This is a genomic window from Idiomarina sp. H2 (genome assembly GCF_004364275.1).
Classification (GTDB): Bacteria; Pseudomonadota; Gammaproteobacteria; order Enterobacterales; family Alteromonadaceae; genus Idiomarina; species Idiomarina loihiensis.
This window is the reverse complement of sequence record NZ_SNZY01000016.1, coordinates 1-16,703: the sequence shown is the minus strand read 5'-3', so window position 1 is coordinate 16,703 and position 16,703 is coordinate 1. Positions and strand designations below refer to the sequence as shown.

The window sequence follows — 16,703 nt, the reverse complement described above, 5'->3', positions numbered from 1 at the left end:
CTTCGGAATAACGTGGCATACATGAACCTATGCCGCCCACTGTTTATTAATTAATGGCGAAATTGCCAACTGGACAACTAGGCTGACATAGTGGGCGGCTCATAGCCCCCTTGAGAGAGTTTACGTAGTGATTGATGGTAGCCTTACCCATTTGGGCTTTCACTTTTTGGTTTCGCCACTGTTCAACTTTACGGGCTGTTATCTCAGAAAGTGGGGTTTTAAGGAAATCGGCAAAGCCTGACTGAATGGTTTGAATAATTCGATCAGCCGTTTTCGCATTTCTAGCTTCTAACCAAGGCTTATAGTGCTCTACTAAGTATTTACCTAATTGATTAGCTCGTTGGCGTTCGGTTTCCTGCCTTTCGTCTAAGCGACTCTTTTGAATGTCTATGCCTCGGGCTAGTTCTCCTGATTTCACTTTGGCTATTTCGCGAGCTTCGCTAGGCGTGAGTTGACCGTGACTACCTATTTTAAAGTTGCCTTCTCGACCGTGGGTTTTGTAGTACAGGTAATAATGGATGTTACCAGAGGCATGAATTCGAGCATGAAAGCCGCGAATTTCTGTATCAGTAAGTCGTTTGTCAGACGGTTTGAGCTTCTTGATAGAAGACGTGGTTATCTTCGCTTTAATTGCCATTGCAAATACCCGTGTCGATAGCATGTCGCTTATGTGTCGCTTTTTGATTATGCTTCAACGAACGGGAATGAACAATGGTGATTAACCTTTGTTTTTACAAGCTATTGTATTTAAAGGTTTTAATATGTTTTCTCCGTTCTTTTTGGTTCATGCTTGTTCATGGTTAAATACCTTTAAATAGCCGCTCATAATCGGTTGGTCCCCAGTTCAAATCTGGGAGGGGCCACCATTTTTAAAGGCTTTCAGTATTAGTTATTACTAATGAAAATTAGTTGGTGAGTCGATGGTTTAACTACAAGATTAATGTCGATTTAACTAACACTGTCAATTAGAGTCGTGAGCGTTTATAGGCCGCATAGGCTTGAACGTGCTGTAGAATGATTTTTAGCGAATCTTTATTGTCTAGCTGGTCGCAGGGTAAGCCGTTAATATTCTCAAGATCTTCCGATGGATAAAGTGGTTTTTCAAGCCACTTCCAAGCTTTAGCAGGACTTGCTTCTAGGGTTTTATCACTTAAAATTGATATAATTTTTTCAATTTCTTCGGGGTGCTTGAACCAGCTAAAAGGCCTTATTGCCGATTTTCTTGCGCCTCGAACGCGGCAAGGCATCTGAGACTGAGCAAGCTCACATTCATCTATAAAATGAATAGTCCAATCGGATAGGGTGCTTAAGCTATTATTGGGTTTACGGTAGTCTTCGTACCGTTTTATAGGAATAACAACACCTATTTGTATTTGACGATGACGGTTTAGTTTGTTGTATTCTCGAATTTTCTTTAGAGCAGGTACAAAGTCTGTGTCGTTCGTTACAAAAACGACTTGTTCTAGCTCTGGTTCCATCATCGCGTCGTAAACAGCTTCAAGCGCAAGGTGAACATCACTTTGTTTTTCTTCCATTTTCCAGATTTTAATGCGTTCAGAAGCGCGTGGCTCTAACTCCCTACCGTCGTTACCGTACTCTACTTTAGGGAATTTTGTTTTATCAATTGAGTAGCTACCTTTGAAGGTTTCCAGACGGTCACCCAAGTGGAGCTTGAGAGCTAAGTGATAAGCACGTTGATCATTAAGAGAATTGGAGTCAGCAGCTGCTCGTTGACTAATTTCAGCTGTGAAAAATTTAACTGCAAGCGGGTCTAACTTCGAATTCGGAGCGCCTGAGCGAGTGAGAAGTTTTTCAGATAACGAGACTGGGTTAAGCCATTTATAGGGAGTCCCCTTTAAACAGCCAAAATACAAATTGTAGCCATCGATATAAATTCTTGTTCTCAAACTTTCCATCCCTGAAATGAAAAAACCGACGCAAAGGTCGGTTCTTTCGCCCAACTCCAGGGGTCTGTATGTCGCCACGCGTGGAAGATGGGTAAGTTGTTGTATAAAGTTATACTATTAGTTGACAATCTGCAAGGTGTTTTACGTAAAATCTTTCTAGCGATCTTCGAATTTAAAAAAATCTGTGAATTGTAGTGGTCAACTAAATGTGGTCACTTAATTAGAAGCACTACTGTCACGCTAAAACACATCTCACCCCATCCGCGCAAAACGCTGCTGTCGCCAATGAGTTAGTCGGGGCAGTAGCAGTCCTGAAATGACAACCGCCATACCAAGCAGCTGCAAACCGGTAACGTTCTGGCCAAAAGTTACGGCCGTAAGTGCAGCGAAAATGGGCACGAAGTTAAAAAACAAAGAGGCATTTGCTGCACCAAGCTGTTTGACGCCGGAAATCCATAAAAGGTAGCCACCCACGGTGCCAAAAACACCAATAAAGAGTAAGTCGGCTAAGACAATTTGGCTTATTGCCAGGCTTTCCTGAACAGGGTGGGCTTCCGCGCTAAACGCCGCTACTACAGAAATAACGCCAAGGCCGGCTAACATGCCAATAAAGGTATAGGGGATCATGGGCATCCAGCGGCTAATGCCTTGCGTTAAATAGGTGTACAGGCTCCAGCACAGCATACCTAAAAAGATGATCTGGTCGCCGTGGTTGAATTCAAAACTGAGTAAGCGTTTCAGTTCGCCGTTGGTCAGCACAAGCAACACGCCCGACAAGCACACCACCAGGCTGAATACGGCGCCGCGGGTCAGCAGCTTACGCTGTAATAAAGAACCAATTAGCGATGTGGTTAACGGGCTTAGCGCCATAATCAAAGCGCAACTCACTGGATTGGCCGACAGTTAACCAATATTCGTTTTGCTATTTGCGCTCCGGCAAATTTGGACGTATCCCACATAAGGGCTCCCGCCGACTTAGCCGGGTTACCCACGGTGCTGTGTTCGCCTATGCTGACCTGGAGTCTGCAACATATTCACTCGGGTGAAAAGCAGGCTTATACGGCTACCGACAACATACGCTTAAAAGTGGATGACATGAGTTTGCTTACTGAAGTGATAGCCGGTGGCATAGGCGTTGGCTTTATTCCCGACTACCACGCACAACCTCTGCTCGAGTCGGGCAAAATTCAACACATTTTACCGGACTGGAGCAACCAGGCTCGCGGGTGTGAAATGCTCTACCGCGACAGAGACAATATACCTTACCGGGTAAGGCTGTTGATTGACTTTATGTTACAGCGCTTCCAGGGTAATGATGGTGTGCTGTAAATAGCAGCAAACGAACGGCTTCCCCACAAAAAATTTACATTTACAGTTTATTTACATTCGGGAATATAATAACCTTAACTTAACGTTATCTGAGTACTGCCCTCAAGTCATTTTATAGGTTCCTACCGTGGATAAAATCAGTTCATCACTCATTAACTTCTTTGCCTACGTGCCCGTGTGTTTTCTGGCGGTGTTGTGCTTGGGTAGTGGTGTGGCTGAAGCACAGGAAAAAAGCTATTCCGATTGCGCTTACATAGAGTTCGACGACGTCGACCCCAGCACGCTCACTCTGCAAGAACGCATTGCGCTTGAAGAAGCTGCGCTTTTTGCCTCTTTAGATGACTCGGCAGAGTGTATGGAAGAGGCCACTGCGTCGGCTTCCGGTAGCCTTGCTGATGCTGCCAGTGGCAGCGGTTCTGGTGCTGCAGGTGGTGCTTCGGGCTCTGATGGCAGCTCGGGTAATAGCGGCGCAAACTCCAGTGAACAGCAACAACAATCTACATCTACGGCATCGGAAAGTTCGGTGGACACCAAAGATCATCAGCGTGGCAACACGGGTAGTGGCAGTTCGGCTGTGTGCGACGCTGTGAAAGAAGGCATGGCTTCGGCAACAACAGAAGCTGAGAAAGAGCATTTTAAAGGCTTAATGGCCGAGTATGGATGTTAATAATTAACGGAAGAAGAACCATGAATACACTAGCTCAACTAAAAAAACTAAAGCGATTTTCAGTCGTTATGACGCTTTCAGCAATGTTTACATTAGCCGGCTGCCAGTCAACCCAAACTAATGTTACCAGCGTTGGTCCAAGCATGAATGGTCCGTCAGACTCTAAAGCCTTGGGCAAAGAAGAGCGTAGCTACAGTTACAACTCTGATATTTACCTTAATGTGGCTATTCCGGTGTTTGACCCGGGTTTGCCGAAAGACAGTTCCGGCAATATTGATGATGAAGCCATAGTTGAAGAAGACATTTGGCCACAGGTACGCCGTTTAGAAGCGAACCGTTTTGCGGTAAATACCCGCGAAGCACTTTCTGACACGGAAGCCTTTGGTGCTGTGAATGTTACTCCCGATGCGAATGTCAGCGCCGATGTTTACGTCCTGGGAAAAATTAATTACTCAGATACCGAAACCGTTGAAATTGGTGTTCGTGTTATGGACGCCAGTAACCAAATTTGGGGCGAGGAAGAGTTTGAGTATCAAGTAGGCGCAGGCTTTTACCGTGACGCGTTAAGAAAAGGCGAGAACCCTTACGGGCCAATTTTTAAAAGCATTGCGGGTTATGTTTATGACTTGCTAATTAAAAAATCTGAAGAAGAGAAGAAAACCATTCAGGCGGTTTCAGATATGCGCTATGCCGCAATGTACAGTCCTGAAGCCTTTGGTGGTTATCTGGGTGAGTCCAGTAGTATCTTTTCGAGCCGTTCAACTATTACGCTGAACGGCGCGCCGGCTGAATCGGACCCTATGTATCAGCGGGTTAATGTGATTAAAGCGAAAGACCAGCAGTTTGTTGACTCGTTGCAGGACAGCTACGACACGTTTTATGCAACCACTCATGACGCGTACCGCGCTTATCAGGAAGAAACTTTACCGGTTGCTATTGATATTCGACAGAAGAAAGCAGAGAGAACCCGCGCGCAGGTTGGTGCTGGTATTTTAGCTACGGCCGCTATTTTGCTGGGTCAAAATTCAGGCTCTACAGCGGGTCAGGTTGCCAGTGCTGCGGCAGGCTTAGGCGCGGTTTACAGCTTAAGCGAAGCAATAAAAACCAACCGTGAATTAGGCACTCAACGCGCATTGCTTGATGAAATGGGACAAAACCTGGACATAAAAGTAACGCCGCAGGTGGTAGAACTTAATGACCAGAACATTGAATTAACCGGTACCGCTGGTGAGCAATACGCGCAATTACGCGAAAAGCTGAAAGAGATTTATGATCTCGAATCAACGCCGTTAACTCAGCTTTAATTCACTCAGGGAAAGGTAACGATGTCGTCTGTTGATCAGCAAATAGCAGAAAACCGTGCTAAAAAGAAAAAAATGATAGTAACCGGCGTAATTGCCTCTGTTTTTGCCTGTTTGCTGATTGGCGTTATTGTTACTTTGCTCGCTTATTTTCCGGTTTCGGGTAACGCGCCGGTAGTCGCGGAAAAACAAGAGAAAAGCGAGCCGAAGATAAGTTCCGCTAACCAGGCAATAGACAGAAAAGCGCTGCAAACGGCCTTAAATGAGACCAATCAGCGCGTTTCTGAGCTTGTTGCTACCCAGTATATATCGACGTGGCAGCCCGCCAAAGTTGAGGGTTTTCAGGCCTGCATAGATCAGGCTTTTAATGACTATGGCGCCAGTAATTACAGCCAGGCGCAAACCACTATTGAGCAACTCAACACGGATATTACAGAGTACCAAAACGCGTTTGAGCAGGCTTATAAACAGGCTTATCAAAACGCAGCAACAGCCTTTGCAGCCGACGATATTGATGACGCCGCTCAGCTGAATGCTCAGGCTTTAAAGGTAAAAGGCGACTATAGTGACGCGCTGGCGTTGCAGAAACGCATAGATACCTACCATGAAGTAGCCGACCTGTATGAACAGGCCAGAGTGGGTGGTGTTGAAGGTAACATAGAGAAGCAGCGTGCTGCTTATCAACAAATTCTTAAGCTTGATCCGCAACAGCAGGATGCAAAGGCAGCCTTAGCGAAAGTGGAACAGCAAATTCAACAACAACGTTTTGCCCGTGCCTTGGCAACAGCGGTTAATGCCATTGATAACAAGGATTTTGATCGCGCCCAGGAGGCATTAGCCAAAGCTTCGGCTATAGACAATAACCGGCCGGAATTGGCAACCCTGCAGGCGCAAATTGACGCCGAGTTAAAAAGTCAGGGTGTGAAGTCGTTAGAAAAGCGCATTCAGGTGTTTGCCGGTGCTGACGAATGGCAGACGGTACAGATGTTGGCAGAAAAGGGACTGGCTGATTATCCGGATAGCCAGATTGTGCAGCAGGCTAAGCAAAGCGCGGGCGCGATATTAGCCGCCAGCAGTGCGCTGGATGTGTATATTGAAAGACCAGGTCGCCTTGCTGACAGCAACATTCGCCAAAATGCCGTGAATGCGGTGTCCAAATACAGTGGGCTCACGCAATTGAGCGCAAAGCTGGGTGAAAAAATAAACCAGGTTGAGCAGCTTATTGAAAACGAAAATCAGCCCATAGATGTGACCATTCGCTCCGACAACCGCACTTATATAAAAGTACTGGGCGTTGGTGTTGTGGGTGAGGTAAGAGAGAAAACCATCCAGTTAAAGCCGGGTAAATACCAATTAGAAGGCCGCCGCGACGGCTACCGCTCAATCATTGTCGATGTTGTGGTGGAGAAGTCGGGCACGCCAATTGTTATTAACGTTCAGTGTAACGAACGCGTTTAGCATAATTTAGCGCAAGATAATAAAAAACAGGAGAGACTTCGTGGCCACACTTGACGAAGCCATTGAGAAAGGACGACGTAAACGGCGGTTAATGGCTATTGGCTTCTCGGTCAGTATTCTTGCATTGCTGTTTATTTACTTTGGCTGGTTGTTTTTAACCAAAGGCTACAGTTTTACCGTAAAGCCAACAGAAGCTGCGCAAACTCAGCGGTTTGCGGTTAAATCGGGTATTGGCTTTTTCATCGACAATAAATATTACGCGGTAGGCTCTGGTGGCCTCGTGGCGGTTTCGGCCGACAAGTACCAAACCAAAGAAGTGCAGGTAAACGACAACAGCCCTTCAACCATTGAAGTTGAGCTGGAGCCTAAACCTGCAAAAGTGACGATAACAACAGAGCCGGGCGCAGATAATATTGTCTGGTCAGTTAACGGTGAGCAGCGAGAAACCGCTTCTACCTTTGAGGGTGAATTTGCTCCCGGAACTTATACGGTGTCGGTCTCTCATCCGGCTTACGAGCCTGCATCAGTGGCTATTGAGGCGTTAATAGACGGTAAGGTTGAAGAGCAAATTCGGCTAACCCCTATTAGTGGCACTATTTCTATTAACTCCAGCCCGGCTGGCGCGTCGGTTACTCTTGATGGCAAAGAGGTGGGTTCAACGCCGGTAACTGTTGCTAAAGTGGGTGGCGACTACCCTGTGGTGGTGAATTATCCGGGGTATGAACCGGTAACGGACACCGTGTCTTTAACCGTGCGCAATAAAGAACCGAAGCGTAATTACCGTCTTCAGCCAGTGCAGGCAACTGTTAATGTCTCAGTGAACCCGAAGGGCGGCGCGTTACTGGTTAACGGCGCGCCGGCAAAAAGTCCAATTAGCGTCGATGCCAATAAAGAACATGTTATTCGTTACGAAAAGGCCGGCTACATTAAGCAAAGCCGGACAATTAAGCTGGGGCCGGCCGAAAATCAGCAGCTGACCTTTAACTTAGACCTGGAAATGGGCGACGTAGCTTTTACCTCCAACGAACCCAGCGACGTTTACATTAACGGACAAAAGCAGGGCGTAACGCCGCTTCGGACCACTTTGCAAGCTTTGCCTTCTGACGTTGAGTTTCGTAAAACCGGTTACCGTACGGTTAAGCAGGAGTTTCAGCCAAGCAGCGATCGGCTGGTGAACGTAAAAGCCGAGATGCTGCGTGAGTTTGATGCCAGAAGAAAAGAAGGCAGACCGTTGTTTGTCAGTACTTTAGGCATTGAAATGAACCGTCTGTCGCCGAAAAAATTCACTATGGGATCGCCGGTTAATGAGCCAAACCGCGGACGTAATGAGCATCAGGTGAAAGTGGATTTCTCACGGGACGTATGGATATCGCGCCACGAAATTACCGAAGCGCAGTTTGCCGCGTTTAAAGGCTCGGGTAGTAAAACCAAAATGCCGGTTACGAATGTGTCCTGGGATGAAGCTGCGTTATTTACCAACTGGCTGAGCGAACAGGAAGGCCTGCAGCCTTTTTATAAAGTCAGTAACGGTAAAGTGGTGGGAACCGATGCTAGCTCGCGTGGTTACCGCTTGCCGACTGAAGCCGAGTGGGAATACATTGCCAAAATTAATCGCAGAGCCGACTCCACTATTTACGTGTGGGGCAGCCAGGATCACCTGCGTGACAAGCAGGGCAACTTTGCCGATGAGTCTGCAAAAGGTCAGCAAACTTTCATTTTACGTGGTTACAATGACGGTTTTGCCGGTAAAGCACCGGTAGGCAGCTTTAAAGCAGAGCGCGGCGGCTTTTTTGATTTAGACGGTAACGTGAAAGAATGGGTGCACGACAGTTATACTTTGAACCCGCCCGATCTTGACCGGGTTTACACCGATTACCTGGGCGCGGCTCGCGGCAATGGGAATGTGGTCAAAGGTGCGTCTTATAAAACCGGACGCATGAAGAATATTCGTGCCAGCGTTCGCGACGGCGAAAGTGCTTCGGCAGAGGATATCGGCTTTAGAATAGCCCGGTATCATGAATGATGAGGAGAAACATCATGAAAAAACGCGTGATTTTGGGCGTCATACTGCTGGCTTTGGCCGGCAGCGCGACGGCTTATTTTGTGTCTTTGGATGCACCACAAGACTTCCCCACCAACATTTAACGCCCGGAATGCATAATGTCTAAAAATAATACGCTTTCAATGAGCCCTAACTTTTTTGTCAGTGGTGGTGTGCTACTGGCCATTTTTACTCTTATACATTTGCTGTATGCAGGACTTATTCGCCCGGCCGCCGAAGTGGCAATGGCAGAGAAAGGCACCGAAGCCTTAACTGCATTTTCGGTTATCTTCAAAGATGTTGAACAGCAGGTGTGTATTTCGCTCATGTTGTTCTGCTTATTCCTTATGCTGTATAAGCTGTGGCGGTTAATTGACGAAGAAGAAATTTACTCGCGCGACTTACTGGAAAGCTACGACAAATCTGAAGCGCTGGACGTTGATGCGGCATTAAATGATTTAGAAAGCTCGGCTTATAAAGAAACCCCCGCATACAGCACCTGGATTAACTGTATTCGTCGTTTTAAGAACACCAAAAACGTTCAGCATGCGGCTGACACTATTGAGTCGTCGGTAGACAATATTGCCATTCAGTTAGAAAGCGGCAACAACATGATCCGCTACATTATCTGGGCTATTCCGTCTATTGGTTTCGTGGGTACGGTTCGCGGTATTGGCTCGGCGCTGGCGCAGGCTGACAAAGCACTGGATGGTGACATTGCGGGTATGACTGCATCGCTGGGGGTGGCTTTTAACTCAACGTTGGTTGCGCTGTTCATTTCTTTGATTCTGATGTTGTTTATGCACTTGCTGAACAGCCGTCAGGACAAGATGGTTATCCGCACGCAAGAGTCCTGCGAGAAGCACTTGCTGTCTCATTTACACAGTTAATTGAGCGACTCAGATGCGACGACCACGCCAGGCTGGCGACGGCTTTAACTTATCTTTTCTGGATGTCATGGCATGCGGGCTGGGCGCCGTTATCCTTATTTTTATCCTGATAGATTTTAAAGCTTTTACGCCCGACCCTTCAGAAGAAAAAGAAAAGCTTGAGCAGGAGCTGGCTGCGTCAATGGACGAGCAGCAGCGTCTGAAAAAATCCATTGACGAAATTAATGACAAAATTGCGCTGGAGTCAGCTAAGCAGGAAGACTCCGAAGAAGCGAAAAACGACACCACCCAGGATCAAACCAAAGCTTTACAGGACTTGTCGACTCAGTTAGCTGTTGTCGCCGACCTGGAAAACCAGTTAGCGGCCTTGTCCAAAGAAGTTGAGAAGTCAGCCAACGTTGAGCTTTCGGGTACGGGGGAGCAGAACTTTATTACCGGCATGAAAGTGGAAGGCGAGCAAATAGGCATTCTGGTGGATAAGAGCGCCTCTATGATGGGTGATAACTTAATCGACGTGTTGAGCAAATTGGCTTTGAGCGACGGCGACAAAGTGTCTACTGCTAAATGGATAAGGACGCGCCGGGTTGCTCAGTGGTTGCTGGCACGGCTTCCGCAAACCTCAAAAGTGAGTGTGGTGACCTTTTCCAATACGGCAAACCGTTTAGGGCAACGGAACGTCAGCACTGCCTCAGTCAGCGGCTCTATGAATTCTATTGTGAAAGACTTAGGCGCGGTTGTGCCAGAGGGCGGAACCAACCTTCAGCTGGGCATTAGCACGTTATTTGAGACGAATCCGAATATTACCGATGTCTACATTGTAACGGATGGCCTGCCAACATTGGGAGACGGCCTGCCGCTTTCCTGTCGTAATTTTATTTCGACGAAAAAATCTATTTCCTCAGACTGCCGTCAGGCATTGATGGTTGAGACCATCAAGCGCGCTCCTAAAGGTGTTCGTTACAATATTATACTGCTGCCTATAGAAGGTGACCCCTACGCTTCTCCGCTTTACTGGAACTGGTCGCGGGTAAGCGGCGGCACATTCTTATCGCCAGCTCCGGAGTGGCCATAATGAAAAAAATTCAGCGTGCGCCAGTAGAGGTTTTTAACCTTGCCTTTCTGGATATTATTTCCTGTGCTTTTGGTGCGGTGATTATGCTGGTGTTGTTAGCGAAAAACGGTACTGAAGATACCGAGCGTGGGCCAGCTAACCTCAGTACCTTAGTTGCAGAAGTATTGCAGGCGCAGCAGTCGGTCGAGGAGCTTCAGGGGGCTTTATCAGACAAACAGGATGAGCTGTCTGCCGCCGAGCAAAAGACCGCATCAGTCACTGAACAGGAGAAGAATTTAGAAAGCTCTATTCCGCGGGCACAGAAAACCCTGCAACAGTTGCAGGACAAAGCCTCGTCGTTAAGGGCTGAAATACGGCAAGCCACGGCAATGCTGAACACGCCGAACAGCACTGACACACCGGATGATGACGTAGGCGGTATTCCTACCGATGCTGAGTACGTGGTGTTTGTCATTGATAATTCCGGCTCTATGTCGGGAGGCCGGGGCTGGGGCCGCGTCATTAGCGTCGTTAACGACATTATAGAAAGTCACCCGAAAATGAAGGGCTTCCAAATTATGGCCGCCGACGGTGACTTTATGTTCAGCAGTAAAGCGGGTGACTGGTTACCTGACAGCAAACGGTTCAGACAAATGGCGATACAACAAATGCCAAACTTTATAGGCGGTAAAAGTGCGCCTGAACTGGGTATTCTAAAAGCCATTAACCTCTATAAAAGAACCAAGGGCACAACCAGCTTGTATGTTTTTGGTGATGACTACCGGCCGAGTGACTTAGATGCGATAGTGCGGCAGATCACCAGCCTGAACCAGGGAGCTGATGGCAAACCGGTAATGCGAATTCATGGAGTAGGCTTTAGCCGCGCACAAGGCAACGCGGAAACTTTTGCGGCCTTTATGCAGGCCGTAGCGAAACGTAACCGCGGGGCCTTTGTTGGGCTGAACTTCTGAGTGTTATTGGAGAGTGCTCAGTTCAGAGGCTAAGTTTTAAAGATCTAACAAGCTATGATAGGTGTGATATTATAACGGCCATCTATTTAATGGGGATTAAGGCGGCGTTATGATTCGTTTATATAACATTCAAAATGGACGTATCAAAGAAGCGGAAGTTGACGGGCAACAAATTGAATCTTATTTGGGAAACGTTGACTGGCTTGATATACAAGAACCTGATGACTCTGAACGCAGTTGGTTGAATCAACTTTTGGAAACGGCTCTCCCAGAGTCCACCGACGTGGAAGAAATTGAAGCGTCAGCACGGTGTTTTGTTGACCAGGCCGGAATTCACGTTCACTCGCTATTTTTAGTGCAACAAGAAGGGCGTTACCGAACCGTATCTGTGGCTTTCATTTTACAGTCTGATCGGCTAGTAACCATTAGGGAAAACGATTTAGCGGATTTTCGTTTATTACGTATGCGTGCACGACGTGGACAAGTAGAGGTTGAAAGTGCGCCAGATTTACTGGTTACGCTACTTGAACAGAAAGTGGAAAACCATGCGGATACCATTGAGGACATTCACCGACAGCTTGAAGACGTCAGTCGTGTTGTGCTGGAACAGGAAGACGCGGAGCTGAATGAGGCTATCGACCGATTAGCGCGGTTAGAGGACAGTAATGGGAAAATCCGTTTATGCTTAATGGATACGCAACGAAACTTGTCGTTTTTGCTGAGGTATTTACGCAATAATCAAACCCAGGCAGATAACCTGCGGGAGATCATGCGCGACGTTGAGACTCTGATGAGTCACACCGCATTCTTATTCGATAAAATTAATTTCTTGATGGACTCTACCCAGGGTTTTATCAATATCCAGCAAAACCAAATTATTAAGATATTTTCGATTGCCGCAGTGGTGTTCTTACCACCCACATTAGTGGCGAGTATTTACGGAATGAACTTTAAATATATGCCAGAGCTGGAATGGACGCTAGGTTATCCTTGGGCGCTTGGATTAATGATTGCGTCGGGCATTGCCCCATATTGGTATTTCAAACGCAAAGGCTGGTTGTAACTCACCAGCCTTTTTCTTGAGTGAAATCAGGCGTGTCTGGCGTTATGCAGCTTCTTATAACTCTCAATCAGGCGTTGGTGTCTGTCCAAACCTTCAAGCTGCATATTGGTTGGTGTCAGGCCAAAGAAACGCGTAGTGCCATTAACAGAGCCTATCACGGAGTCTATGGTCTCTTCGCCATACATGCGGCCTAAGTTGTAGCGGTAGTCTTCTAAGTCCAGTTCTTCGTCCAGAGTAATTTCCAGCACAGCTTCAATGGCACGATAAAACAACGTGCGCTCAACCGTGTTGTCGTTGAACTGCAGGAACATTTCTACATACTCGAAAGCATCGTCATGGCGTTGCAGTGCAAGATAAATAAGCAGCTTCAATTCAAGAATGGTGAGCTGACCCCAAACCGTGTTTTCGTCAAACTCAATGCCAATCAGGGTGATAATATCCATGTAGTTATCAAGCTGACTGTCCTCCAGGCGCTCAACTAAGTCTTCTAGCTGGTTGTCGGTTAAGCGGTGCAGATTGAGTATATCTTCACGGTATTGCAGGGCTATATTGGTGTTGTCCCAAATTAAATCTTCTACCGGATACACTTCCGAATAGCCCGGCACCAAGATACGACATACTGGTGCGCCTAACTCTTCGCGCACGGCTACGTAAGCTTCTTTACCCATGTCCTGCAAAATAGCAAACAGTGTATCGGCTTCTTCCTGGTTAGAGCCGCTGAAGTCCCACTCAACGAATTCAATGTCGGACTTAGCGCTAAAGAAACGCCAGGACACCACACCCGACGAATCAATAAAGTGCTCAACAAAGTTATTTGGCTCGGTTACGGCCATGGAGTTGAAAGTTGGTGCCGGCAGGTCGTTTAAACCTTCAAAGCTGCGGCCTTGCAATAACTCGGTCAGGCTGCGCTCCAGCGCCACTTCAAAGCTTGGGTGCGCACCAAAAGAAGCAAAAACACCGCCGGTGCGTGGGTTCATTAAGGTAACGCAGGCCACCGGGAACTGACCGCCCGATGATGCGTCTTTAACTAACACCGGGTAGCCTTGTTCTTCTAAGGCTTTTATTCCTTCCAGAATATTCGGGTACTTGTTAAGCACCGCTTGGGGCACATCGGGTAGGGCAATTTCGTCTTCAATAATGTGCTTTTTAACGGCGCGTTCAAAAATTTCCGACAAGCACTGAACCTGAGCTTCGGGCAATGTATTACCCGCACTCATGCCGTTACTTAAATACAGGTTTTCAATTAAGTTCGACGGGAAATAGACCGTCTCGCCGTCGGAATGGCGCACAAATGGCAAGGACACAATACCGCGGTCAGCACGGCCTGAGTTAGTATCAATTAAGTGTGAACCACGCAGTTCACCTTCCGGGTCATAAAGCTCACGGCAGTACTCATCGAGGATCTCCGCGGGTAGCTCGTCGTTCGCGCCGGATTTAAACCATTTTTCGTTGGGGTAGTGTACGAATTCGGCGTTTGCTATTTCTTCGCCAAAGTATTGGTCGTTATAAAAGAAGTTACAGCTTAAGCGCTCAATAAACTCGCCCAGTGCAGAGCACAACGCGCTTTCCTTAGTTGCGCCTTTGCCGTTGGTAAAGCACATAGGAGAGGCGGCATCGCGAATATGCAGCGACCAGACATGCGGGACAATATTGCGCCAGGAGGATATTTCTATCTTCATGCCTAAGTCCGCCAGTATGGCGGTCATGTTGGCAATTGTTTGTTCCAGCGGTAAGTCTTTGCCTTCAATAAAGGTTCTGCTGTCGCTGTCCGGGCGTATGGTCAGTAACGCCTGAGCGTCCTGGGTAATGCTTTCAACGGCTTCAACGTTAAACTCCAGGTCGTTCTCGATAACGCGTTTAACGGCGCAGCGCTCTGCCGCCCGAATAATGCCTTTGCGGTCCTTTTCGGAAATATCGGCCGGTAACTCAACCTGAATTTTGAACAGTTGCTTGTAGCGGTCTTCCGGATCAACAACGTTGTTTTGCGAAATACGGATATTCTCGGTTGGAATATCGCGGGCGTCGCAATACAGGCGAATGAAGTGCGCCGCGCACATAACAGACGATGCCAGAAAGTAGTCAAATGGACCGGGAGCGGAACCATCGCCTTTGTATCGAATAGGCTGATCCGAAATAACCGTGAAGTCGTCGAACTTCGCCTCAAGGCGCATGTTGTCGAGAAAGTTTACATTGATTTCCATTTAAGGGGCACCGCGGTTGATAAGTTGACTGCTGTCAGCGAGCAATAGGCGGCATTATCCCATTTTTTTACTTATTGATCATTATCCGCGTGGGTTTCATTAACCTTCCTTTACACTCAAAAACTTTGCCGTTATTAAAAAGTTTCTGTATCATTTACAACATTATAATTACAATCCAGCCCTATAAATGAAAGGTATATTATGAATAAGAAAGGACTCCTTGGTGGCGTCGGTATCGTCATAGTTGCAGGCGCTCTAATTGGCCCTAAATTCGTTGGCCCTCAAGTTGAGGGTGCGTTAAAGCAACACGTTGAAGTGATAAATCAATTACCCGCTTATAACGCTCGTATGGTCTCATTTGATAGCGGCTGGTTCGGTTCAACTGCAACAATATCGCTGGGCGTAGATTTCGGTTCTATTTACCCGGAAGGGTCAGCACCTGATGACTTGTCTTTTGAAGTGGTTATTGATGTTCAGCACGGTCCGGTTCTGACTCAATTTTCTCCTGGTCTGGGTATGGCTTCGTTTGAAGCTCATGCCAAGGACGATGGGTTACGTGAGTATATTGAATGGGAAGAGAACACGCCTTTTTATCACCTGACGGGTTCAGCAGGTTTTTTTGGTGGTGTTAGTTATGACGATGAAATTGTCGCGTTCAGTTCTAAACCGAATGATGAGCAAACGTCACTGACCTTTACTGGCTATGAAGGTGAAGGTTCCATTTCTTCGGATGAGTTTAGTTACGAAGGAAAACTGGAAGGCGCAGAAGGTCTTATTGAGGGCCAGGCTATCAGCATTGGTGAGTTTGAAATAAGCACTGAAGCTAAAGGCAACATGCTGGAAATTGTGAAGGGCGAGCTTTATGAAGGCGAAATGTCTATGAAGCTTGATAAAGTCATTGTAGGCCAGCCGGATGATGTAGACCTGTTTGAATTGAAAGATCTTGGAATTGAATTCGTTAGTTATTTCAGCGACGACAAAGAAAGCATGAATATTGATATGAACTATTCTGTAGAGTCGCTGAAAGCCGAAGACTTTGATCTTGACGATCTGAAGTTAAAGATGGCTTTTAATAACATCGATTCTGAGTTCTTGCTTGCTTATAACCAAATGATGCAAAAGATTTATGACCAGAACCCCGACGAAATAGAAGTTGCGACGCAAAAGCTGGTAAAGGAAAACTTACCTAAGTTATTGCAGGCAGAGCCTGAGTTCGTTATTAGTGAATTTAGCGGGAAAATGGAGCCGGGCGAATTTAAAGGTGATCTAAGCGCTAAATTGGCGGGTGTAAACCAAATGCCGGACAATATGGAAGACACGCAATTCTGGCTTTCCAGCCTGATTGTTGACTCATCCATTGCTATTGATAAGCCGTTGTTGAAATGGGTTGCTGAACAGCAGATGTTGTCAACAATGCGTATGCAAATGCCTGGTGCCGATGAAGCTGAACTGCAGAAAATGGCTGAACAACAAGCACCAATGATGATTGATATGTACATACAACAAGGTTTGCTGAAGGAAGAAGACGACGAGTACCGCAGCGAATTCCAGATGGAAAACGGTGAAGGTGTACTGAACGGTCAGAAAATTCCAATCGCGAAAATGATGTAATTATTGTTTGGTGATAAAAAGATGGTAATGAAAAGCCTCAGCCGAATACATCGGCTGAGGCTTTTTTGTTTCAGGTTACGGTATTACGACTTTGCCAACGAGAATCGAGATGTTCTTTGGTAGTGTTCAGAATTCTGTGTCATTTCGTTAAACTAAGCAAAAAAGAGATGACATATGACCAAAACCAATTTCGACATGGATGCCGCTTTAAAG

General features: G+C 46.8%; 14 protein-coding genes. 10 read left to right on the top strand and 4 right to left on the bottom strand.

The features are described 5' to 3' along the window. Positions 1 to 46: 46 nt before the first annotated feature. The 3 genes from DET62_RS14180 to DET62_RS14170 form a co-directional block, all read right to left on the bottom strand. A complete protein-coding gene (locus tag DET62_RS14180) occupies positions 47 to 637 on the bottom strand; it encodes an Arm DNA-binding domain-containing protein (RefSeq protein ID WP_166635845.1) in 591 nt (196 codons plus the stop codon). 328 nt (positions 638 to 965) lie between these two features. Beyond that, positions 966 to 1,907: an NYN domain-containing protein gene (locus DET62_RS14175; RefSeq protein ID WP_034822182.1), complete on the bottom strand. Its 942-nt coding sequence runs from the start codon at positions 1,905 to 1,907 to the stop codon at positions 966 to 968. 252 nt (positions 1,908 to 2,159) lie between these two features. Further along, a complete protein-coding gene (locus DET62_RS14170) occupies positions 2,160 to 2,777 on the bottom strand; it encodes a DMT family transporter (RefSeq protein WP_235598947.1) in 618 nt (205 codons plus the stop codon). Positions 2,778 to 2,798: 21 nt separating this feature from the next. Between DET62_RS14170 and DET62_RS14165 the strand changes: the two genes are divergently transcribed. The 9 genes from DET62_RS14165 (at position 2,799) to corA (ending at position 12,678) form a co-directional block, all read left to right on the top strand. Next, positions 2,799 to 3,236: a LysR substrate-binding domain-containing protein gene (locus DET62_RS14165; RefSeq protein WP_227016326.1), complete on the top strand. Its 438-nt coding sequence runs from the start codon at positions 2,799 to 2,801 to the stop codon at positions 3,234 to 3,236. 127 nt (positions 3,237 to 3,363) lie between these two features. Further along, a complete protein-coding gene (locus tag DET62_RS14160; protein WP_227016321.1) occupies positions 3,364 to 3,903 on the top strand; it encodes a hypothetical protein in 540 nt (179 codons plus the stop codon). A 20-nt stretch (positions 3,904 to 3,923) separates the two neighbouring features. Continuing rightward, positions 3,924 to 5,207: a hypothetical protein gene (locus tag DET62_RS14155; RefSeq protein WP_110014403.1), complete on the top strand. Its 1,284-nt coding sequence runs from the start codon at positions 3,924 to 3,926 to the stop codon at positions 5,205 to 5,207. Positions 5,208 to 5,228: 21 nt separating this feature from the next. Then, positions 5,229 to 6,662 carry a tetratricopeptide repeat-containing protein gene (locus tag DET62_RS14150; RefSeq protein ID WP_110014402.1) on the top strand — a complete coding sequence of 478 codons (1,434 nt, stop codon included), beginning with the start codon at positions 5,229 to 5,231 and terminating at the stop codon, positions 6,660 to 6,662. 40 nt (positions 6,663 to 6,702) lie between these two features. Next, the gene (locus tag DET62_RS14145) at positions 6,703 to 8,685 is read left to right on the top strand and encodes a PEGA domain-containing protein (RefSeq protein WP_166635844.1); all 1,983 of its coding nucleotides are present in this window, start codon (positions 6,703 to 6,705) and stop codon (positions 8,683 to 8,685) included. A 137-nt stretch (positions 8,686 to 8,822) separates the two neighbouring features. Beyond that, positions 8,823 to 9,593, top strand: coding sequence for a MotA/TolQ/ExbB proton channel family protein (locus DET62_RS14140; RefSeq protein ID WP_011235411.1), 771 nt, complete (start codon positions 8,823 to 8,825; stop codon positions 9,591 to 9,593). A gap of 13 nt (positions 9,594 to 9,606) precedes the next feature. Continuing rightward, entirely contained in the window at positions 9,607 to 10,665 is a 1,059-nt protein-coding gene (locus DET62_RS14135; protein WP_110014401.1) for a VWA domain-containing protein, read from the top strand. Beyond that, positions 10,665 to 11,615, top strand: a complete 951-nt coding sequence (locus DET62_RS14130; protein ID WP_110014400.1) for a vWA domain-containing protein — start codon at positions 10,665 to 10,667, stop codon at positions 11,613 to 11,615. The genes DET62_RS14135 and DET62_RS14130 overlap by 1 nt, the downstream gene beginning before the upstream one ends. Positions 11,616 to 11,724: 109 nt before the next feature. Continuing rightward, positions 11,725 to 12,678 (top strand): magnesium/cobalt transporter CorA, encoded by a 954-nt coding sequence (gene corA, locus DET62_RS14125; RefSeq protein WP_110014399.1) that lies wholly within the window; start codon positions 11,725 to 11,727, stop codon positions 12,676 to 12,678. Positions 12,679 to 12,704: 26 nt separating this feature from the next. Here corA and DET62_RS14120 read toward each other — a convergent pair whose 3' ends face one another. Further along, entirely contained in the window at positions 12,705 to 14,879 is a 2,175-nt protein-coding gene (locus DET62_RS14120; protein WP_110014398.1) for an OsmC domain/YcaO domain-containing protein, read from the bottom strand. A 201-nt stretch (positions 14,880 to 15,080) separates the two neighbouring features. Between DET62_RS14120 and DET62_RS14115 the strand changes: the two genes are divergently transcribed. Beyond that, the gene (locus DET62_RS14115; RefSeq protein WP_110014397.1) at positions 15,081 to 16,490 is read left to right on the top strand and encodes a YdgA family protein; all 1,410 of its coding nucleotides are present in this window, start codon (positions 15,081 to 15,083) and stop codon (positions 16,488 to 16,490) included. Positions 16,491 to 16,703: the final 213 nt, after the last annotated feature.

Bases quoted from the DNA above. Each gene is read 5' to 3' on its own strand.
- DET62_RS14115 (WP_110014397.1), top strand. From the start codon at position 15,081: ATGAATAAGAAAGGACTCCTTGGTGGCGTCGGTATCGTCATAGTTGCA.
- DET62_RS14155 (WP_110014403.1), top strand. From the start codon at position 3,924: ATGAATACACTAGCTCAACTAAAAAAACTAAAGCGATTTTCAGTCGTT.
- DET62_RS14120 (WP_110014398.1), bottom strand. From the start codon at position 14,879: ATGGAAATCAATGTAAACTTTCTCGACAACATGCGCCTTGAGGCGAAG.
- corA (WP_110014399.1), top strand. From the start codon at position 11,725: ATGATTCGTTTATATAACATTCAAAATGGACGTATCAAAGAAGCGGAA.
- DET62_RS14170 (WP_235598947.1), bottom strand. From the start codon at position 2,777: ATGGCGCTAAGCCCGTTAACCACATCGCTAATTGGTTCTTTATTACAG.
- DET62_RS14150 (WP_110014402.1), top strand. From the start codon at position 5,229: ATGTCGTCTGTTGATCAGCAAATAGCAGAAAACCGTGCTAAAAAGAAA.
- DET62_RS14140 (WP_011235411.1), top strand. From the start codon at position 8,823: ATGTCTAAAAATAATACGCTTTCAATGAGCCCTAACTTTTTTGTCAGT.
- DET62_RS14180 (WP_166635845.1), bottom strand. From the start codon at position 637: ATGGCAATTAAAGCGAAGATAACCACGTCTTCTATCAAGAAGCTCAAA.
- DET62_RS14130 (WP_110014400.1), top strand. From the start codon at position 10,665: ATGAAAAAAATTCAGCGTGCGCCAGTAGAGGTTTTTAACCTTGCCTTT.
- DET62_RS14135 (WP_110014401.1), top strand. From the start codon at position 9,607: ATGCGACGACCACGCCAGGCTGGCGACGGCTTTAACTTATCTTTTCTG.